The following is a 21,023-nucleotide window of genomic DNA, read 5'->3' on the forward strand; positions in this document are numbered from 1 at the left end:
TTTGGCGCCAAAAACATGATCTTGATCAATACTCATAAGCTGCTAATATAGCCACATCGAATTACATATACCATTTTGTTATATGGGAATTTTTTCTAATAATAAAAACAGCAAGAAGCGAGTATCCCATGCATCACACATCCCCGCTTAGCCAGATCTACCTAGACGCCAACGCAACCACCCCGGTACTGCCTCAGGCCGCCAAGGCAGCCCTAGGCGCCATGGAAGACCTTTTCGGTAACCCCTCGAGCAGCCATATCACGGGCCTGAAAGCCAAGAGCCTGATGGAGCAGACCCGCCTGCGCGCCAAGCAGATCCTGGGAAGCGGCCAAGGCAATATCATCTTTACCAGCGGCGCCACCGAAGGCATACAGACCGCCATTCTCTCCGTCCTCATCAAGGCCAAGGCCAGCCTGGATCCCAACAAGCAATACAGCCTGCTCTATGGCGCGACCGAACATAAGGCGGTGCCCAACTCACTGGCCCACTGGAACCAACTGTTAGAGATAGGCGCCGAGCTAAAGGCGATTCCCGTCGACGCCAAGGGCGCACTGGATCTCGACTTCATCGCCGCAGAGGCGCCCAACGCCCTGATGATCTGCACCATGGCGGTCAACAACGAAACCGGCGTCTATCAAGATCTTAAGGCACTTGATACCTGCATTCGTAAGCACAATCCTGAGGTGTTCTGGATGGTGGATTGCGTCCAGGCCCTGGGTAAACGCCCATTAGCGCTGGCGCAGACCAGCATAGACTATGCACCATTCAGCGGTCATAAGCTGTATGCCCCCAAGGGGATCGGCTTCGTCTATATCCGTGATGGTGCCCCCTTCACCCCCTTTATCGCAGGCGGTGGCCAGGAGGGCGGATTGCGCTCGGGCACAGAGAACCTGCCGGGCATGGCCGCGCTGAATCAGGTGTTCGCCATGCTGCTGGCCGAGCAAGACAGCGCCTTCTACGGCCTGTCGACCCTTGTCGATTACCGCGAGCAACTGGCCCAGGCATTGAAGCGCGCCTTCCCGACGCTGGTGTTTAACCACAGCTTCGACAATAGCGTGCCCACCACCCTAAACTTTGCCGTGCCTGGCTTTAGCAGCAAGGAGATCATGGATCTCTTCGATGCCGCCAATATCCGCGTCAGCTCAGGCTCGGCCTGTAGCTCTAAGGTCACCCGCAGCTTCGTGCTCGATGCCATGGGCCTCCCCGCCTGGCAGAGCGAGTCGGCCATTCGGCTCTCCTTCGGTCCGGCCATGACCCAGTCTGAGGTGGATCTAGCCTGCGAGCGCATTCAGTCTGCTGCCAACGCCCTAGGCAACAGCTGTCTCACCCTGAGCAGTGGTGATACCGCAACTGGTAAGCAGCCGCTGAACGGCCTGGTACAGCTCAAGTCTGGCTCCAGCTGCAGCTGGATCTATGCCGACCAGCAGAGTAAACAGGCGGTGGTTATCGATCCCCTGCCGGAACTCGATCAGCGTATCGACACCCTGCTGCAGTGCCAGCAGCTCGAGCCTATCGCCTTTATCGACACCCATGGTCACGCCGATCATATCTCGGGCCGCGTGGCATTAGCCGCCCGTTATCTGCCACAGCAGGCAAGCGATCATCTGGGCTGGCCGGTGGATCACCAGATCACCGAGATAGGTGCCAGACCGGCACAGTCACTGTCACTTGGCGAATTGTCTCTGGTGAAGCTCGCCACCCCGGGCCACACCAATGACAGCATCAGCCTGCTGCTATGCTCGCCCCAAGGCGAAGTGATCTACGGCTTCTGTGGCGATCTCGTCCTGATGGGCAGTCTGGGCCGCACCAACTTCGACAGCAGCTGCGCCAAACAGATGTACAACAGCCTCAAGCTGCTACACAGCCTGATTGGTGACGATACCCTGCTCTGCCCGAGCCATGACTACAACAACGAGTTCACCACCAGCTTCGCCGCCGAGTTCAGGGGCAATCCGCTGCTGAACGAGGTGATCAACGGCACCATCTCTATGGCGCAGTTCGAGCAGCAAAAAGCGAGACTGGATACCCATCTCAAAGATGAAGCCGGCAGCGAGATCATCTGCGGCGCCTACACCGGCGGTTGCAGCAAGGCCAAGGTGAAAGAGTATGACAGCCAGTCGCTCCAGCTACAGCTGGGTCAGTCGCCGCAGCTTAAGTTACTGGATATTCGCGAGCCCCACGAATACGCTCTGCAACACGAGCTGGGCACCCTTGGAGAGCAGACGCTCAACGTGCCTATGACCAGGCTGGTGCAGTTCGTGCAGGAACATAAGCAGGAGAGTGATGCCGAATGGGTGCTGGTCTGCCGCAGCGGCAGCCGTTCTCTGGTGGCGGCCCAGGCACTGCATAGACTCGGCTTTAACAAGATAGCCCACCTCAAAGGCGGCTACGCGCTGAGCGACAGTTAAGGTTTTCTATTACCCATCACCTGACCGACACAAAAAACCGCATCAAGTGATGCGGTTTTTTATTGGCTCACACACTAGATCACTAGAAGTAGTAGCCGAAGTTGATGTTAAAGCGCTTATTAGTACCGCCATCACCCACCATAGAGCCGCCGATGAAGGGCTGGTTCTCGGCCACCACGAAATCGAAGTAGGTATAGAGGCCACCGGCGGTGACCGCCACCCCAGTCACGTTCATGAAGGTATCTTTCTGCCCGCTGGGCTTGTCGGTAACAAGCGAGTAGTCGTTATAGAAGGTCAGGTTTGACACCGGCCCCCAGGCCACCGGCAGGCTATAGGCTAAATCCGCCACATAGCTGGTCGCCTCGGCTGGGATCGAGTCATAAAAGGCATAGGCGGCTACCACCATGCGCTCCACATCCATGCCATCGACATCATACTTGTAATCGGTGAGCTGCAACTTGAGGTTCCAGCGATCGTAGTTGACCACGCCGTGCAGCGCCGCCGCGACCTGATCGCCATCTGTGCCGTTCTCGATCTCAAGCTGACCCAGCTGGCCCGATACCCCCAGCTCCAGACTCACCTCATCAAACACGAAGTTATGGCTGTAGCGGGCGTTGAAGGTGTTCTTCTCACCGGCGGTATAGCCAGCCGTAGGCGCATCGTAGATCCCCTCGCCCGGCAGACGAACGCCGACCACGTCATAGGCGTATCTGTGGGTGCGATCCGACACATAACCGTCAAGGCCACCCTGCTCGTCATTCTTGTAGAAGGCCAGATCCAGTCGGTTGCTGTCGCTCTTATAGGTGTAGTTCAGGCCCAGGTCATAATCGTCTTCCAGGCCGAGATAGAAGTTTGAGCTGAAGAAGTAGTTGTTCGAGGCGTAGGTCAGGATACCGAAAGGCACCTGAGTCACCCCTATCTTACCCTGCTGCTCATCGTCGAAGTTGTAACCCACCCAGGCGTGATGGATCACATTCATATACTCGAACCAACGGTACTGGGCGGAGAAGATAACATCATCCAGATTACCGTTCACATCGATACGGAAGAGATCGAAGTCGAAATCGCCACCGCGATCGGCGTTGACATCGGAATACTCCTCATAGGAATACTGGAAACGGGCCGCGCCGCCAAACTTAATCGACTTGTCCATCTCCTTTGCTTCGGGTGCCTGCTCCTTTTCGGCCTCCAGCTGCTCGATGCGTGCCTTGAGCGCCTTAAGCTCTTCATCTACCGTGGTGGCACCTGCGTTAGCGCTCAGCGCCAGCGCAATACAACTGGCCGCAAGGGTATAGCGAATCATCATTCATCCTCTTCGATTGACTTAGGATTCTGCTTTCACACTGCCATCTGTCACATGAATACCGAGGGACATGGCCGTCAATGTGCCTTAGCCCAATCAAGACTCAACACTCCATTAAAGAATGAACCAAAATCATCAAAGCTCAAACAATAATAATGACTATCGGCGCCATCAGAACCAACATATTGATCAGACAAAATCCGATAACACAGGGCATAAGTGAAAGTTTATCTGCAAAAATGTAACATAAATCGCCAATAAATTACATATAAACCAAAATAGAGACACTCTTAATCATCGAGATGGAAGCTAGATAACTAATAACAACTCAAACAAAAATTGGTATAACAACGCAAAATAATGACTCACTTAAAAGTTACTTTGAACGACAGTAAGGAAGCAGAGAGGACTGAGGATAAGAAAGAGTTAAATTGAAGATGTGTAAAAAAATAATAAGACAATGTCCGAGCGAAAAAGCGCGGCGTCCTGCCGCGCGTGCTCACTAAAGGGCACTCCCCTTTGTAGCCTCTCCCCACAGGTTAGGAATAGGGAGAAACAGAAAAGGAGACCTTTTGTGCCCTAGAGCGTCACCAAGGAGGCGCAACTGCGATGGCAAACTGAAAGCACCGCTGCCTCCGGCCGTCCCTGGCCCCATCGAACCACTTGGTCTTGGTGCAACAAACTAATCTAAGGCTTCCAACTCCTTGTCCCCCTTAAGCACTTTGGTCTCATAGAGCCAGCGATACAGGGTCGGCAACACCAGCAGCGTCAGCGCGGTAGAGCTAAACAGGCCGCCTATGATCACCACCGCCAGCGGCTTTTGGATTTCGCTGCCCACACCGCTAGACAGGAGTATTGGGATCAGCCCCAGCGCCGAGGTCAACGCCGTCATCAGCACGGGGCGCAGGCGTCCGACAGTGCCTTCATACACGCTGGTGTAGAGGGCTTCTCCCGAGGCGCGGCGCTGATTGATGGAGTCCACCAGCACCACGCCGTTAAGCACCGCCACGCCAAACAGGGTGATAAAGCCTATGGAGCTAGGCACAGACAGATAGGTGCCGCTGACATAGAGGGCCACCACGCCGCCAATCAGCGCCAGCGGCACGTTGGCCATGATCAGCCCCACCTGCTTGATAGAGCCGAAGGAGAAGTAAAGCAGCAGGGCGATCAGCGCGATCGAGATAGGCACCACCAACATCAGCTTCTGCTGAGCCCGCTGCTGGTTCTCATACTGACCGCCGACCACGACCGTATAGCCCGGCGGCAGGTCGGCCTGGGGCACTATGGCGTAGATATCCTTGACCACAGAGCCCATGTCGCGTCCCGACACGTTGGCCTGCACCACCACCCGTCGCTGCACGTCGTCGCGGCGGATATTGGGCGGCGCCATCTCGACCACCACATCGGCCACCTCGCCTAGGCGTACGGTCGCACCATTTACGCCGCTGAGCAGGAGATCTTCCAGCGCATCGGGCGCGCTGCGATATTGGCTGGCCAGACGCACATTGATGTCGTATCTGGCGTTGCCGTCGATCACCTGCCCGGCGCTGACACCGCCTATGCCCTGACTCACCAGGCTCATCACCTCATCGACGCTGATGCCATAGCGGGCCAGCAGATCGCGCTTGGGACGCACCACCAGCTGGGCCTCGCCAGACACCTGCTCCAGGGAGACGTCCACCGCCCCCTCGATACTCGACACCAGCTCACTAAGTTCCTGCCCCTTGCTGGAGAGCACCTCGAGATCCGGGCCAAACAGCTTGATCGCCAGCTGGGCTTTCACCCCTGAAAGCAACTCATCGACACGGGTGGCGATGGGCTGGGAGAAGGTAAACAGCAGGCCGGGGAAGACGCTCAGCTTCTCTTCCATCTTGCGCTGCAGCTCAAGACGAGTCTCGGCGTGTTCCCACTCCTCGATCGGCTTGAGGCCGATATAGATCTCTATGTTGCTCACAGGCTCAGGGTCGCCCCCCAGTTCCGGGGCGCCGATACGGCTCAGGGCATAGTCGACCTCGGGGAAGGTCATCAACATAGCCTCGAGCTTGGGCGCCACATCCAATGAGGTGCTCAGGCTGGCGGTTGGCGCCAGGGTCACCCTCAGGTTGATGGTGCCCTCCTCGAGCTCGGGCACAAATTCGGTACCTAGCCTTGGCAGTAGCGCCATGCTGATGCCGAACAGGGCCACAGCCGTCACTAGCACTAACTTGGGCCTACCCATGGTGGCACTAAGCAGGTGACGATACAGGGCCTCAACCGGCTTGAGAACCGGGCTCTCCCTCAGGGTCACACCACGCTTAAACAGATAGACAGCTAAAGCTGGCACGCCGATCAGGGCAACAAACAGCGCCGCCACCATGGCCAGGATGATGCTCACCGCCATGGGCTGGAACAGCTTGCCCTCTACCCCTTCCAGGGCAAACAGCGGCGCAAACACCACTATGATGATGGCGGTGGCGAAGAAGATCGGGCTGCACACCTCCTTGGCCGCCAGCATCACCCTCAGGGCGATGCCGCTGCGCTCTCCTTCTCCCAGGCCATCTTCCTCGCCGTGGTAGGGGTCACACTCGCCCGAGGCTCGCGCCTTGGCTTGATCGAAATGGCGCCTGTCTGGCTGGGTCAGGTGCTTGAAGATGTTCTCCACCATCACCACTGAGCCATCCACCAGCATGCCGATAGCCACCGCCAGCCCACCCAGGGACATCAGGTTAGCCGACATGCCAAAATAGGCCATCACCATCAAGGCCAGGCCGATGGAGACTGGGATAGAGAGCAGCACCAACAAAGTCGCGCGCAGGTTCACCAGGAAGAGCGCCAGGATAACCACGATAAACAGGAAGGCCATCAAGAGGGCATCGCGCACCGTCTCTACCGCCTTGTTCACCAGATCCGCCTGATCGTAGAACACCTCGAAGGAGACGCCCTTAGGCAGGGCCTGCTCTATCATGGCGGTGCGGGCCGAGATATCGTCGATGGTCGCCTTGGTGTTGGCCCCCATACGCTTGAGCACCACGCCGGCGACCACTTCGCCTAGCGCCTTTGGCATTCCGGCATCGTCGCGGCGGGTCATGGTGACCGCGCCCACACGGATCTCGGCGCCAAAGTCTACCTTGGCGATGTCGGCCACCCGCACCGGCGTGCCGCTCACCTCTGTGAGTGGGATCTGGGCGATCGCCGCCAGGCCCGCCTCACCCGCAGGCAGCAAGCCGTAGCCGCGCACCACCAGCTGCTCCTGTCCCTGGTCCATAAACCAGCCACCGGCGTTGCGGTTGTTACTCTCCAGCGCCTGAGTCACCTGGGCCATGGAGAGGCCATAGCTGCGCAGCTTGTTAGGCTCAATCTGCACCTGATATTGACGCACCTCGCCGCCAAAGGAGAGCACGTCGGTCACACCCCCCACCGGCATCATGATGAGCTTCACCAGATAGTCGTTGAGGCTCCTTAGCTCGGCGGCATCTATGCCAGACTCAGGCGTGGCCCGCAAAATGTACTGATAGATCTGTCCCAAGCCTGAGGTGTTGGGGCCTATCTCGGGCACCCCCACCCCGTCAGGGATCATCTCCCTGGCGGCCTGCAGCTGCTCGAATACCTGCTGGCGGGCAAAGTAGATATCTGTGCCCTCGGCAAACACCACAGTCACAATAGAGAGGCCGGTGCGCGACAAGGAGCGCACCTCGGTTACCGATGGCAGGGCGTACATGGCCGACTCCACCGGGTAGCTGATCAGCTTTTCCACCTCCTCGGCCGCCAGCCCCTCGGCGGCGGTGTTGACCGTCACCTGCACATTGGTGACATCGGGAAAGGCATCGAGATTGAGCTTAGGTAACATGGCGACACTGGCTATCACACCACACAGCAGCGCCAGGGCCACCAGAAGCCGATTGCGTATCGCGCTATCGATAAGTTTCTGAAGCATAAGGGCTACCTCTTAGTGATTGTGAATGTCGAAGCCTGACTTGGCCTGCTCTGACGCCAGGAAGAAGGCGCCCGAGACCACCACCCGCATCTTGGGGCTCAGTCCCTGCACCAGGTTCATGCCGCGTTGGCGCTCACTCACCTCGACCTCGACGGCCTCGAAGCCATCCCCCTCTTCGACAAACACCTGCCAGTCGCCGTCACCGCCGCGGGTCAGCGCCGCATCGGGCAAGATCACCCCATCCTGGCTGTTGTCGGCCAGATAGATCTCGGCAAACTGACCGGCGTGCAGCACGTGGCCCGGATTGGCGAAGGCCACCAGGATCTGCTCGGTACGAGTAACGCTGTCGATCTCATGGGAGCGGCCGATCACCTCGGCCTCCAGGCTAAAGTCGCCCACCTTCACCAGTGCCTTACTGCCTACCTTGATCTGTTGAGACTGGGTCGGCGTCACCTGCGCCTCGACCCAGAGGTGAGACTCATCGGTGAGCTGCATCAGGGCGGTGCCACCGCTGAACACCTGACCTTTCATAGCCACATCCTGCTGCACCCGGCCATCAAGCGGCGCCAGCAGCTGATAACTGCCTATGGTCTCGGGATCAGACTCCAGCGCCTTGATCTGCGCCGGCGTCATCTTGAGGGCGCCGAGTATGGCGCGCTTGAGCTCGGCATCCACCTGCGCCTGCAGACGACGGCTGGCACTCACCGCGCTCTGACTCATGCGCTTCACCCGGCTCCACTCGGCCGCGGCATTGATGTAATCCGCCTGGGCCTGAGCCACGGCTGCCCCCCCCAGAGTCAGCAGAGGCTGGCCCTTGGTGACCTCCTGTCCCGGTACCACATGACGCGCCAACACCCGCACATCCAGCTGCGGTGCCAGGGTCACGGTGCGCTCCCTGTCCACCACTAGTGTGGCTGTCGCGACAGCGGCCAGACTGAAGCCCTGACTACTGATCTGCTCCACACGGATCCCCGCCAGCTGACGCTGCTCCTCGCTGAGCACCAGCTCACCGCCATGGGCTTCTTCGCCACCCGACTCTCTTTCCTTGTCATAAGCCTGCTCTTGAGACACTTGCCCCTTGGCTGACTCTGCTTTGTGATCATGCCCCTCGGCGCCGAGGGCGATGCCGCCCACGGCCGTCATACTCATCAAGACGCCGAAGCCCATGGCCCGCATCAATGGGCTTAGCTGTAGAAAATGTGTTTTATTTGATTGATTCTTCATACTGTTCACCTAAATTCTTTATCCGTTTTGCTAAAATCCGCTCGCTAAAGCGTGCTCGCTAGCCTTAAGGCGACTAAACGCCTTCGCGGCCGAGCTGACGCTGCAGATAGTTCTCGAGCTGACCGCTCTGCCCCATCCATTCGAGCCAGCTGCGGTAGAGGGCGCTCTCGAGGGAGAGGCCAGCCAGATAACTGTTAGCCAGCTGCCTCTGTCCCTGCAGGTAGTCGCTGGTGCTGATGTCGCCCGCACGCCATTGCTGTGACAGGGCATCCTGCACACCGGCGCCAGAGGTGAGCACCAACTCACGCCACTCGCGGTAACGCTGCTGCAGCCTGGGCAGGCTTAGGTGAAAAAGTTTGGCGGCCTGGGTGAGGCTACGCTCACGGGCCAGATAGTCTTGCTCGGCGATGGCAACCTGGGTTCCGGCCGCTGCCTTGGCCTCGCGATAATCGTTGCGGATCTGAATCGGGATCGACAGCCCCAGCCCCAGCTTGTTCTCCTCGCCTTCACGCTCGGCGCTCAGGCTGATACTGGGATCGGCGCTGGTGTCTGCCGCCACCTGCTGGCTGGCCAACTTGGCCATCATCACCTGCTGGTAGGCCCCGGCCAGCGCGGGCAGATCCGGGCCGACCTCCTGACTGGTGTCGACGCTGAGGGCGCCGATAAACTCGGCGAAGGGCAACTCCAACTCGCCAAAGCGACTGAGCACGCTGGCATCGGCGGCCAGCGAGGCCTGCTCGGCGTTGGCGTGATCTGCGGACTTACTGGCCAGATCCAGCTGCATCAGCTGTAGTTCGGCTTGTGACAGGGCCCCCGCCTCCAGCTGTTGCTTGGCGATGGCGACCTGCTGTTTAGCGCTCTCTAGCAAACGTCCCTGAAAGGCGAGTAATTTAGCCTGCTGCGCCTGCTCGACCAGCGCCATAAGGAGTTCGCCATAGAGCTGGCTGCGGGCCAGACGATTATCGGCCAGCAGGATCTCGGCCTCGAGCTGGGCCACACGTGTCGCCATCCCGCGCTTGTCACCCCAGTCCAGGGTCTGACTCACCTCCAGGGTATAGGTATCTTCGCTGGCATTTTGGTAGCTCACCCCCAGCTCAGGGTTATAAACGGGCCTATCGGCGGCCTCCACCAACAACTGGGCCTGACGCACCTTGGCTTGCTGCGCCTGGATCTCAGGTAGTTGATTCACTTTGCTCATCAAGGGAGCGAGCCAGCCCTGAAACCCTGTCTGGTCTATCTGTGCCAGTAAGGGGGCTGGCGCAATTTCTCCCGCTTCTGAGTAAAGGGTTTCGGCGAACAGTGGCGCGCCCCATATCGCGCCCAATAATACGGTGGCGATTAAGCTCTTTCTCATCGCAATTCCTAATCTTAAGGATCTGGTGTCTCTGCTGCCCGCCAAGGCATGGTTAACCTTAGCCAGGCATGCCATGCACAATGTCGACCCGCGGCAAGATAATTCACCACGGCCCAGGGCTGGCAGTTAACAGAAAACGCCCGATAAAAAACGGTAACCCTACAGCGCCCGCGCCATGCGCAGGGCCTGAAAAGGCATTATTTTCAGAAGATTAAGAAAGTAAGATAGGTGGGCGATAAGCCGCTTGTTGCTCTGGTGGCAGGTAGTGCAATCTGGCGCTCGCGGGTTCATCGCTCACGGGCACAGAAGGGGTCAGGGCCAGCTGAGACACTAAGGTCACGTGACCGCCATGACACTGGCAGTCGAGGCAGAGATCGAAGGTCTGAGTCTCTGTCTTGCTGATCTGGTGTTGATGTGGCGTCTCTAGCTCGGGCTCATCGAAGGCGCATTGGCAATCGACACACTGAGCCAGGCTCACCACTTCGGCAGTAAACTGCAGATGGGGATGGGTTTCGCTCTCCTCTTCATGGCTGCCAAGATGCAACTGATGCGCGCCAAGATTCGCCCCTGCAAACTGCAGCGCGACCACGGCGATCATCATCAAGGCAATCTTGTGAACCAGTTGTCGAAAGAAGCGACTCAAGCAAACTCCAAAGGAGAAAAAGCGTAAAAAGGTCGAGTAATCAGACTCTAGGGGTGGCAAATAGTTCCACGGCTATCGCTAAATTAACAGGAGATTCGTCCCGTCATGCCAGCCAGATCACACTTGCCACCCGCAACGCCATTACTTGAATACGCAGTGCTTGGTGTAGTCGGCGGCTTCATTGGCCGTCCAGTCACCCTTAGGCTTATCTTCCATCTGCTTACACCACTTTTCGCTACCTACCTCGGGAGCACAGCCAGAAAGTGACGCCATCAGAGCCAGGGCCAGTGCAGCAGACGTCAGAGAGAGTGAAGATTTTAACATGAAGATATTCCTTTAAGAGGTCAGATAATGTTGTTCCCAGTCACCGAGCCTTAGACTCGCGCACCAGCGGACAACTCAACTTAGCGGTGATCCACTCGATAGCCTGGGGCTTATCCTCGAGAGCATACCACGCCACCTCCCCCTGCATAAAGGGGCCCATAAGACGCACGGCGTTACCAAACCAATCGGGCCCGCCCACCAGCACCAAGGCATCGAACCTGGGCAGCTGCAGCTCACCCACGCCCGAGAGTGACTGGCTCTCCCAGCCTTCCAGCAGCACGTCGGCCTCGATATAGAGGCACACCTTGCCCGAGGCCTGCTGATATTCCTCAATGATGGGGACTATCTTGTTGCAATAGTCCTGGGTCGACAATCGCCCGCTGGCAAATAAACTGATCACCCCATTGGTGATATCGGCGATTTGACATAACATACTCACACTCCGAGAAGGCGCCTAATTTGGCGACCATTTTGCATCATTTTGACTAGCCAATGATACAGGTCTAGATCAAATAAGCCGAACATGCCGACAAGCGAGCCCTCAGTTGATAAAGATCTCTCAGCGCGTCCAAATAGCCGATAACGAACTGGAATGGCAATTCATCCGCTCCAGCGGCGCCGGTGGCCAGCACCTCAACAAGGTCTCCACCGCGGCTCAGCTGATCTTCGACATTCGCCAATCCTCGCTGCCGGAGTTTTACCAGCAACGCCTGCTCGCCAAGGCCGACCACCGCATCACCAAGAGCGGCAAGATCATAATCAAGTGTCAGGCTAGCCGCAGCCAGGATGCCAACCGTCAGACGGCGCTGGAACAGTTTATCGCCCTGGTGGCCAGCGTCGGCCACACCGCCAAGAAACGTGTCGCCACCAAGCCTACCAAGGCCAGCCAGCGCAGGCGGGTCGATACCAAGAAACAGCGCGGCGCCACCAAGGCCCTGAGGCAGAAGCAGTTCTAATCCGTCCTCACTCTTTGCCTCATCTTGATTTTTGTTAACGAGACGCCAAAATCGCCGATAAGTGTGCTAAGTTGCAGGTATCTGACTTAAAAGACTGAATCCATAAGGTGTTGTGCATGAGTAAAGCGGTGAAAATTCTCCTGGTAAACGGCCCCAACCTCAACCTGCTGGGTCGACGCGAGCCCGGCCACTATGGTCATCACACCCTGGCGCAGATCGTCGAGCAGCTTAAGCTGCTGGCTGGTGAGCAAGGCGCCAGCCTGGAACATATTCAGTCCAACGCCGAACATGAGCTGATCGACGCCATCCATCAGAGCGACGCCGACTTCATCATCATTAATCCGGCGGCCTTCACCCACACTAGCGTGGCCCTGAGAGACGCTCTGCTCGGCGTCGCCATCCCCTTCATCGAGGTGCACCTCTCCAACGTGCACGCCAGAGAGGCCTTCAGGCATCACTCCTACTTCTCCGACAAGGCGGTCGGCGTCATCTGCGGCCTGGGAGAACAAGGCTATCGCTACGCCCTGGACTCGGCCATCGCCCGCGTCAGAGCCGCTCAGGAGAAGTAGCCAGCCATGGATATTCGCAAGATAAAGAAACTGATCGAGCTGGTGCAGGCATCGGACATCACAGAGCTGGAGATCAAAGAGGGCGAGGAGTCGATTCGCCTCTGCCGCCAGCCAGCCGCCTCGGCCAGCGGGCAAAAGGCTGGCGTCACTCTCGTGAGTTCCCCCGATGCAGTAGAACCGTCCGAGCAGGAAGATTATGATGAGGAGATCCTGCTACGCTCCCCCATGGTGGGCACCTTCTATCTCGCCCCCGCAGTCGATGCCGCGCCGCTGGTCAAGTTGGGTCAGCGGGTCGAACAAGGCGAACCCGTCTGCATCATAGAGGCGATGAAGATGATGAACCAAATTCAGGCGCCTCACGCTGGAGTGGTGACTGCGATACTCTGCCAGAGCGGCGATGGCGTCGAGTTCGACCAACCTCTAATGGTGATCGAATAGAGGCAAAATCAAGTTCCAGGAGGCTAAGGTGACAGCTTTGATGCGTCGATTCGACAAGGTCCTGGTCGCCAATCGCGGCGAAATTGCCCTGCGCATCATACGCGCCTGTCGCCAACTGGGCATCAAGACGGTCGCCGTCTACTCCAGCGCCGACAAGAATAGCGGCCACCTCAGGCTCGCCGATCAGCAGATCTGCATCGGTCCCGCCCCCGCCAAAGAAAGCTACCTCAACATCGCCGCCATACTCGGCGCCGCCGATCTCGCCAGGGTCGATGCTATCCATCCGGGTTACGGCTTCCTGGCCGAGAACGCCGACTTCGCCCAGCAAGTCACCGACAGCGGCTTTCACTTCATCGGCCCTAAGGCCGACACCATACGCCTGATGGGCGACAAGGTGAGCGCTATAACCGCCATGAAGGACGCAGGCGTGCCGACCGTGCCAGGCTCAAACGGCCTGCTGGACGATGATGAGACATCCAGCCTAGAGGTCGCGGCCCAAATCGGTTACCCGCTGATCATCAAGGCTACAGCCGGGGGCGGCGGCAAGGGAATGCGGGTCGTCGAGGATGAGGCTCAGCTGCTTGGTGCCATCGCACTCACCCGCCAGGAGGCCGAAGCCGCCTTCGGCAACGGTGGCGTCTATCTGGAGAAATACCTCACCCGGCCGCGTCATATCGAGGTGCAGGTGTTTTGCGACCATCAGGGCCATTGCATCTCACTCGGGGAGCGAGACTGCTCGCTGCAAAGAGCCCAGCAGAAGGTGATCGAATCCGCTCCGGCGCCAGGGTTAACGCCCGAGCAGCGCCAGCAGATAAGTGAGAGCTGCATAAAGGCCTGTCAGGCCATCGGCTACCGCGGCGCCGGTACCCTGGAGTTTCTCTATCAGGATGGTGAGTTCTGCTTCATGGAGATGAATACCCGCATTCAAGTGGAGCACACCATCACAGAGATGGTCACCGGGGTGGACCTGTTAGTGCAGCAGCTGCGAGTTGCCCAGGGCGAGCCCCTCGCCTTGAAAGAGTCGTTAATCCAGCCTCAGGGCCACGCCATCGAGTGCCGCATCAACGCCGAAGACCCCGCCAGCTTCGCCCCCTCGCCAGGGCGAATAGACAGGCTCGTGGTGCCCGGCGGCCTGGGGGTGCGCTGGGAATCCCACCTGTCCCCCGGCGCCAGTGTGCCGCCCCAATATGACGCCATGATCGCCAAGCTGATCGCCTGGGGCGACGACAGAGCCCAGGCGATTGCCCGCATGCGCACCGCGCTGGATGAGCTGGAGATCACCGGCGTTAAGACCAATGTGCCTCTACTCAGGGCGCTGCTGGCCGATCCTAAGGTGCAGCAGGGAGAGACCTCGATTCATTATCTGGAAGAGACCTTCTTGCCTAGACGATAAATGCCTGGAAGATAAGTGCCTGGAAGATGAGTGCCTAGGCTTCAATGCCGACGCTAATGCCAACAACCGCTAACGCCAACAACCTAAGCCGCCAGATACTTGTCGATATCCACCTCGTCTATCTGCTCCGGCGCCAGGTAACGCTCGGCGTACGCCAGATAGATGCCGCTAGAGAGAAACAGCTTAAACACCTCACCATCCACGTGGCTGTCCAGCACCATCTTATGCAGGATATCGATGGCGACACTCAGGGCCTTGGCCTTCTTGTAGGGTCTGTCAGCGGCGGTGAGCGCCTCGAAGATATCCGCCAGCACTAGGATGCGCTCGGGGATCGACAGATCCTCGCCGGTAAGCTTTCTGGGGTAGCCGGTCCCCTTCAGCGTCTCGTGATGGGTGGAGGCATATCTGGGCACGCGGGCCAGCTCTGGCGGGAAGGGCAGGTTCTCCAGCATCTTGATGGTGCTGGTAATGTGCTGATTGATCTTGAACCGGTCCTCGTCGGTCAGGGTGCCGCGAGAGATGCTGAGGTTATAGATCTCGCCCTGATTGTAGAGCGCCTCGGGTACCGTCATCTTGATGCCAAACTTAGGATCGAACAGTTCGGGGCGGTGACGGGCAATCACATGCTGGGACTTATCGGCCAACAGCTGCTCTGTCACCGGCAGGCTGATCTCGGCGGAAAATTCAGGATGATTGAGCTCCTCCACCGGCGACAGCCCGAGGCGATCATCGAAGTGGCGCTGCCAAGTGATTTGCGACAGCGCCTTTAACCTGTCGATATCGGCCTGCTCCATAAACTCGCCGCCCACGTTGGCCCCGGCAACAAAGGCAAAATCCTCCATTAGCTGCTCGCGGCGCCGCTCAAGCTCTGCTCTATGCTCTGACTCATGTTCTGGATCTGCCTGGCACTGCTCGAGACAGTGGATCTCGGCGTCGCGCCACAGCACCTCGAAGCGCATGCGCACCTCATGGATGCGGTTGTAGATCAGCTCCAGCTTGCTGCCCTTATCCACGATATGTTCAGGCGTGGTGATCTTGCCGCAGTCATGGAGCCAGGCGGCGATGCGAAACTCCCTGTGTTCGTCGGCGTTCTTGAATCGAAATTCCTTGAAGGCGGGCAGATCCGACTTGGCCGCATACTCGGCCAACATGAGTCCCAGCTCGGGCACCCGGTTACAGTGACCTGCGGTGTAGGGCGATTTGTCATCGATCGCCTGAGCGATCAACTTGATGAAGGCGTCCATCAGCGCCTTGTGGTCCTGCTCGTGCTGACGAATCGACTCAGACATATCCACCAGGGAGATCGCCAGCTCATCTATCTCCTTGATGTAGGAATCCACCTTGGCCACCTCGTCATAGCGGCGAAACTTCACCTTGAGGTTCTCCAGCGCCAGCAGTTTTATCGGCGAGATGATGGGGGAGGCAAACACCCAGGAGAACGGCAGCGCCAACAGCAGGCAGAGGCCCGTGATGGCAATCGACTTCTTCACCTTATCCAGGCTGGAAGCCAGCAGCATCTCCTGGGGCACCAGAATCGCAAAAAACTCCTGCTCGGCGGCGTGACTGCCGAGCGGCGAAACATAGACAAAACTGGGCTCGCCATCGAGCGAGATGGCGATAAGCTTCTTCTGCCGCCCGGAGTCTGCAGCGATATCGATCAGCGCCTTGTAGGGCACAGTGCCCTGCACATTAGCCGGGGCCACCTGCTGCCCCTCGGCAAACCATTTGTTACGTAGCGCCCGCACCTGCTCTGGGCTGATCTCGGCGATAGCCCTGTCTATCAGCGCAATGACGTCGGCGTTCTCTGGATGCATCACTATGCTCAGCCCGGCGTGAATGTCGATGGGGGCGTAATCCAGATCCTCGTGAAACTGCAGGTCGTCGATGAAGTACTGCAGCGCCGTGTAGTGCAGCACTATGCTGTTATCGATGGCCGCAAACACCCGCCCCTCTTTCACCGCCTGCAGTATGCCCCGGGTCGATGACACCTCGACCACCTCGATCTCGGGGAAATATTGCCTGATGATGGGGATGATCGACCAGCCCTTGGGGATGGCCACCCGCCTACCCGCCAGCTCGGCCACATGCTTTATCGGCGCCTGACCCGGCCCTGTCACGGCGGCAAAGGGCATGCTCAGAAAGGGCTGACTAAAGACCCCAAGCGATTGATTGGCCTCGCTATTGAGCACTGAGTGCAGCAGGTTGATCTCCCGCCCCTTGAACTTGTCGACAAATTCCGGCCAGGTGAAGCCATTGTTATAGTTGATGGTCAGCCCCGTCATCTCGGCCACCAGATTCAGCACGTCTATGCTGTAGCCCATGGGGCGGCCGGCCACGGCAAAATCGATCGGCGGCCAATCGGTCTCGTTGGAAGCGATAAGCGCCGGGGTATTGGCCACCAGCGCCTGCTCCTCTGGGGTCAGGGCCAGCGGCTTAGCCATGGGAATCTCCCCTTGAGTCGCCTGCTGACGATTGGAGGCTACCAGGGCGCCACTGGCGCGGTAGACATAGACCTCGCGCCCATCTTGAGTATCTCCCCTTCCCAGCTGCGCCAGATAGTCATCCAGGCTCGACAGGGCCACATCCACCGCCAGCACGGCGTCGCTACCCGGCAGGCGGATCGAATAGGTGATCCCCGGCGCCTGCAGGTTCTGAAACAGGTAGGGCTCTGTCTTAAACACCTTGTCCGGGCGGGCGTCGATAAACCAGGGCCGGATGCTGGCATCGTAATCCGTGGGCTCCATTCGGCTGGCGCGCTGATTAAAGTCGGCATCTAAGTAATGAAAGGCGCGGATACGCCCCTGCCCCTTGCCCTGAATGCTGATGATCACCCAGCGATCTTCCAGGGAGGCCTTGAGCTGCCGTCGTACTATGGGGTGAGCATCGAGATTCACCAACTCGAACAGGTCTCCGTCTGGGCTGCCGAGATAGATGGCATAGATAAACCTGGCCGAGCGCATCGCCTGGCTAAACACCTGCTTGGCCTCTTGGCTCAGCCCCATGGGGGTGTACAGGCCCTCGAAGTTAGCCACCAGCTTAGTGGTGTTGATCGCCTGGCTGTCGAGCTGATTCAGGTAACTGCCTGTGCTGTCGGCGCTCTGATTGTAGAGCTTGAGGCTGGCCTCGGTGGCCAGACGCTGGCTGAAATAATACTGCAGGCCGATGGCCACCGCAGCGGTGAACAGGGTGGCGATGATAAAGGTGCCCACCACGGTAACGCGTATGGTAAGCCGCTTGGGTTTGGCTAAGGTGAGGCCCAGCATGCGGTGTCCTTTTCCCATGAGTATCCGACCCAATGAGTATAGTCAGAGATCCGCATGCCCCACGCTTAAAGTGAATTAACTCCCTAAAAAATCACACATTAGGGGCTTTTCTTGCGCCAGGACTCGGGCAATTCCACCTGCTGCCACAGCTCCTGACACAGTTGTTCCCCCTGATGCCAGTTGCCCTGCTTGATCCAGGTCACTAGGGCGTCGCCCACCTGAGGATAGTCGATAGGCTCGGGCTTGGAGGCCCGCAGCCAACGCTTAACCGCCGCAGGGTCGAGCCATTTCATGCTCTCGGCGGCCCCCAGCAGCTCCAGCGCCGCCACATTTGACAGCTGCTCGAACTGGCCGTGCAGCGGCTTCACCAGCAGCTTCTTGCCCAGGGTCAGCGCCTCACTCGCCAGCTCGAAACCGGCACTGGCGATCACCCCGCCGCACTGGGCCAACCTGGCCTTGAAGCCCTCACGGTTAAAGCCGGACCAGATCACATTGTCGGCGCACGCCGCAGGCGCGCCGGAGCCGTGAAAGACATAGAAGCGATACTCGCTAAAGTCCTTAAGCAGCTGATGGATATCCTCGGGCGACTCGAACGGCAGATAGACCAGAATATCGTGGGAGTTATAGGCCACCGCCTCGCTCACCTCCACGAAGGGTGGCAACAGGGGGAAGCCGAAGTGGTGCCAGTGGCAGCCCAGCGCCCTATCGACCGGGGCAAAGTAGTTAAGCAGCATCTGATTAAACCAACCGTTGCCCACCTTAGGCACATCATATTGCAGCGCCGCCTGATGGCTCACGCCGATAGAGGGCACCCCCTGAATGCGCGCCGCCCAGGCAGAGACGGGCTCGAAGTCGTTAAGCACCAGATCGTAACCGCTGAGATCCAGGCCGCGCACGTCCTTCACCAGAGCACTCACCGAGTTCTGCAGCGCCGTCTTGGCGATGCTGACGCAGCCATTTTGGGTCGAGAAGGTTAATCCGGCCTGGGTGCGGTACTCGCCGAAACACTGCATGTCGAAGTAACGCTGACTGTCACGTCCCGAGAAGAAGAAATCGACATCGACCTGCTGATTTTTAAAGGCTTTTGCCATGACTCTGGCACGACTGAGATGGCCATTCCCTGTGCCTTGCACGCCGTAAAGAATACGCATGTTTGTGCTGACTCCTGCTAGTGATTTATTGACCGACGAGAGGTAATGCCAGGTAGCAACTCGTCACGCCCAGAAGGGCACCAGCCAGAATATCCAGCGGGTAATGCACGCCCAAGATGATACGCGAAACACCGATAGCCGTGGCCCAAGCGAAGGCGAGCCAGGCGAAAGTGGGATAACACCAGGCGATGGCACTGGCCATCACGAATGCCGCAGCCGTGTGGCCCGATGGCAGGCTGAACTTGTCTGACGGCTCGAAGGTCAGCATCAGACCGTTGCCGCGGGGCAGAGACTGATGGCAGGGGCGCGTGCGCCGAATGCTGTTCTTCAGCACCAGATAGAGGGGCAACTCTATGATGAAGGCGGTAAGCGCCGCGTTGAACAGTGTCTCGCCGCGCTCATCGAGCAGCAGTAGGAGTACACACAGATAAAGGTAATATGGCCCGTCGCCCGTGGCAGAGATGACTCTGGCCTTAGGGTTTAGACGGTAAGCCACGCCATAGGCGTTGATCGCGGCAAAAGCCTGACGATCGAACTTAGCTAAGGTCTGAAACATAAAAGGCTCCGGATCATGATGATATGATCAGGAGCCTAAAAACTCGCTATGACGCCTAGGTGACATCTAGCCTAAATATTTATGACAGCAAAGCTCGGCAGACACTAGGCCTCGGCGGTTTTACCCACCTGAGTCTTGGCACGGAACAGCTTCACTAGGTGATAGACGTTGATACAGGCAACAAAGGCATTCATGCCGGCAACCGGCCAGGCCGAGATGTAGATCCCGTAGATCACAAACAGTGCACAACCGGTAAAGTTAAGACATCTCAGCCAAACTATATCTTTCATCATCAAAGAGATAGCCACCATTACTGAGGCGGAATAGCCAATTAGTTCAATTGTGTTTGAAGCTTCCATAAGGCACCTTCTTAAGGCCCTCTGCCATCCATAAGCTAACTGGGGGATCCGTGCCCCTAAAGCAAGTTAAAGTTAAGTTAATCGTTACTGCCTACATGCTAACAAATTTAGCCCCAGCTTGTAATTAAAATACGTTATTTAATGACCTCGGTCATGTTTTTTGCACAATAAGAAAGCAATGTAAGAAAGATTACAACAAGTTAGCCAAACGCCGCTATTATCGCCAATAGCGTGAGTTATAACGCTTTTCTTTTTAAGAATCCCTTATATACTGGCTGGTAACAATATATTGCTGATTTATCCCAGTAAAATGCCTCTCTACAGGAGTATGACTTATGGAATACAACACCTCAGAACTTTGTGACACTTACATTGATGTGGTCGATGTTGTTGAACCCATGTTCAGTAATTACGGTGGTTGTAGCTCTTTCGGCGGTTCAATTAGCACCATTAAATGCTTCGAAGACAATGGATTAATCGCTGAAGTGCTGCAACAGGATGGTGAAGGCAAAGTACTGCTGGTTGACGGTGGCGGCTCTCTGCGCCGCGCTCTGGTCGACGCCAACATCGCCGAGATCGCCGTGGCAAATAACTGGGAAGGCATTATCGTTTATGGTTCGGTGCGCGATGTCGACGCACTGGAAGATCTGGACATAGGTATCCAGGCCCTGGCCTCTATCCCTGTGGGCGCTGACGGCCATGGCGTGGGCGAACTGGAGATCCCGGTTAACTTCGGCGGCGTCACCTTCCTGCCCGCCGACCATATCTACGCCGACAACACAGGCATTATCCTGTCACCCGAGCCTCTAGATATCGATTAAGCTGATGCCCGAAATGGCATGATGATTTTGGCTAAGCTGTTTGGGCTAGATAAGTTAGCCCTAGCCTGAAAGCAAAAAGGACGACCATGAGTCGTCCTTTTTTGTGGCCTAACGATGGCCACCCTTCTCTACACTGTAATCAATAGTTATATCGAAATACCTTCGGCCAGTAAAGAACAGCGTTATCTTTTTTGCCTCAAACTAGCTTGATGTTTAAGTGAGAGTTTTAAACCATAGCTTTATGGTGTATCAATTGCCTGCGGCAGGCTTATGTGCAGGTACTGCTGAGGCACGCTGTAGATCCTTCCCTGGGCGCTCTACGATTTCATCCCTGAAATCGAAGGCCTC

The 21,023-nt window shown here is 57.6% G+C and carries 17 protein-coding genes; 6 read left to right on the forward strand and 11 right to left on the reverse strand.

What is annotated here, in order from left to right:
* Nucleotides 1-128 precede the first annotated feature (128 nt).
* Nucleotides 129-2,408, forward strand: coding sequence for an aminotransferase class V-fold PLP-dependent enzyme (locus K0I63_RS17320; RefSeq protein ID WP_220081841.1), 2,280 nt, complete (start codon nt 129-131; stop codon nt 2,406-2,408).
* Nucleotides 2,409-2,490: 82 nt separating this feature from the next.
* Here K0I63_RS17320 and K0I63_RS17325 read toward each other — a convergent pair whose 3' ends face one another.
* The 7 genes from K0I63_RS17325 to K0I63_RS17355 form a co-directional block, all read right to left on the reverse strand.
* The gene (locus K0I63_RS17325; RefSeq protein WP_220083488.1) at nt 2,491-3,711 is read right to left on the reverse strand and encodes a carbohydrate porin; all 1,221 of its coding nucleotides are present in this window, start codon (nt 3,709-3,711) and stop codon (nt 2,491-2,493) included.
* Between the two features lie 682 nt (nt 3,712-4,393).
* Nucleotides 4,394-7,624, reverse strand: a complete 3,231-nt coding sequence (locus K0I63_RS17330; RefSeq protein ID WP_220081842.1) for an efflux RND transporter permease subunit — start codon at nt 7,622-7,624, stop codon at nt 4,394-4,396.
* Nucleotides 7,625-7,636: 12 nt separating this feature from the next.
* Nucleotides 7,637-8,848, reverse strand: a complete 1,212-nt coding sequence (locus K0I63_RS17335) for an efflux RND transporter periplasmic adaptor subunit (protein WP_220081843.1) — start codon at nt 8,846-8,848, stop codon at nt 7,637-7,639.
* A gap of 73 nt (nt 8,849-8,921) precedes the next feature.
* On the reverse strand, nt 8,922-10,202 hold the full coding sequence (locus K0I63_RS17340; RefSeq protein WP_220081844.1) for a TolC family protein: 1,281 nt from the start codon (nt 10,200-10,202) through the stop codon (nt 8,922-8,924).
* A 211-nt stretch (nt 10,203-10,413) separates the two neighbouring features.
* Nucleotides 10,414-10,845 (reverse strand): hypothetical protein, encoded by a 432-nt coding sequence (locus K0I63_RS17345; protein WP_011867155.1) that lies wholly within the window; start codon nt 10,843-10,845, stop codon nt 10,414-10,416.
* Nucleotides 10,846-10,986: 141 nt separating this feature from the next.
* Entirely contained in the window at nt 10,987-11,169 is a 183-nt protein-coding gene (locus K0I63_RS17350) for a DUF3012 domain-containing protein (protein ID WP_011867156.1), read from the reverse strand.
* Between the two features lie 40 nt (nt 11,170-11,209).
* A complete protein-coding gene (locus tag K0I63_RS17355; RefSeq protein ID WP_220081845.1) occupies nt 11,210-11,602 on the reverse strand; it encodes a SpoIIAA family protein in 393 nt (130 codons plus the stop codon).
* Nucleotides 11,603-11,714: 112 nt separating this feature from the next.
* Between K0I63_RS17355 and arfB the strand changes: the two genes are divergently transcribed.
* The 4 genes from arfB to accC all read left to right on the forward strand — a co-directional run bounded on the left by arfB (nt 11,715) and on the right by accC (nt 14,525).
* Nucleotides 11,715-12,125, forward strand: a complete 411-nt coding sequence (arfB, locus tag K0I63_RS17360) for an alternative ribosome rescue aminoacyl-tRNA hydrolase ArfB (RefSeq protein ID WP_220081846.1) — start codon at nt 11,715-11,717, stop codon at nt 12,123-12,125.
* Nucleotides 12,126-12,241: 116 nt separating this feature from the next.
* Nucleotides 12,242-12,694 (forward strand): type II 3-dehydroquinate dehydratase, encoded by a 453-nt coding sequence (aroQ, locus tag K0I63_RS17365; RefSeq protein ID WP_220081847.1) that lies wholly within the window; start codon nt 12,242-12,244, stop codon nt 12,692-12,694.
* A 6-nt stretch (nt 12,695-12,700) separates the two neighbouring features.
* Nucleotides 12,701-13,132: an acetyl-CoA carboxylase biotin carboxyl carrier protein gene (gene accB, locus K0I63_RS17370; protein ID WP_220081848.1), complete on the forward strand. Its 432-nt coding sequence runs from the start codon at nt 12,701-12,703 to the stop codon at nt 13,130-13,132.
* Nucleotides 13,133-13,172: 40 nt separating this feature from the next.
* Nucleotides 13,173-14,525 carry an acetyl-CoA carboxylase biotin carboxylase subunit gene (gene accC / locus K0I63_RS17375; protein ID WP_220083489.1) on the forward strand — a complete coding sequence of 451 codons (1,353 nt, stop codon included), beginning with the start codon at nt 13,173-13,175 and terminating at the stop codon, nt 14,523-14,525.
* An 83-nt stretch (nt 14,526-14,608) separates the two neighbouring features.
* On the opposite strand, the gene K0I63_RS17380 is transcribed toward accC, so the two are convergent.
* From K0I63_RS17380 to K0I63_RS17395, 4 genes are all read right to left on the reverse strand, one after another.
* Nucleotides 14,609-17,806 carry an HD domain-containing phosphohydrolase gene (locus K0I63_RS17380; RefSeq protein ID WP_220081849.1) on the reverse strand — a complete coding sequence of 1,066 codons (3,198 nt, stop codon included), beginning with the start codon at nt 17,804-17,806 and terminating at the stop codon, nt 14,609-14,611.
* 80 nt (nt 17,807-17,886) lie between these two features.
* Nucleotides 17,887-18,939 carry an MJ1255/VC2487 family glycosyltransferase gene (locus K0I63_RS17385; RefSeq protein ID WP_220081850.1) on the reverse strand — a complete coding sequence of 351 codons (1,053 nt, stop codon included), beginning with the start codon at nt 18,937-18,939 and terminating at the stop codon, nt 17,887-17,889.
* A gap of 25 nt (nt 18,940-18,964) precedes the next feature.
* Complete coding sequence (locus K0I63_RS17390; protein ID WP_220081851.1) at nt 18,965-19,495, reverse strand: phosphatase PAP2 family protein; 531 nt, start codon at nt 19,493-19,495, stop codon at nt 18,965-18,967.
* A gap of 104 nt (nt 19,496-19,599) precedes the next feature.
* Complete coding sequence (locus K0I63_RS17395) at nt 19,600-19,854, reverse strand: YgjV family protein (protein WP_011867165.1); 255 nt, start codon at nt 19,852-19,854, stop codon at nt 19,600-19,602.
* Between the two features lie 335 nt (nt 19,855-20,189).
* On the opposite strand from K0I63_RS17395, the gene rraA reads away from it, so the two are divergent.
* Complete coding sequence (gene rraA / locus K0I63_RS17400) at nt 20,190-20,675, forward strand: ribonuclease E activity regulator RraA (protein WP_011867166.1); 486 nt, start codon at nt 20,190-20,192, stop codon at nt 20,673-20,675.
* Nucleotides 20,676-21,023: the final 348 nt, after the last annotated feature.

Origin of the sequence: Shewanella rhizosphaerae (assembly GCF_019457655.1) — a bacterium.
Lineage (GTDB): Bacteria > Pseudomonadota > Gammaproteobacteria > Enterobacterales > Shewanellaceae > Shewanella > Shewanella loihica.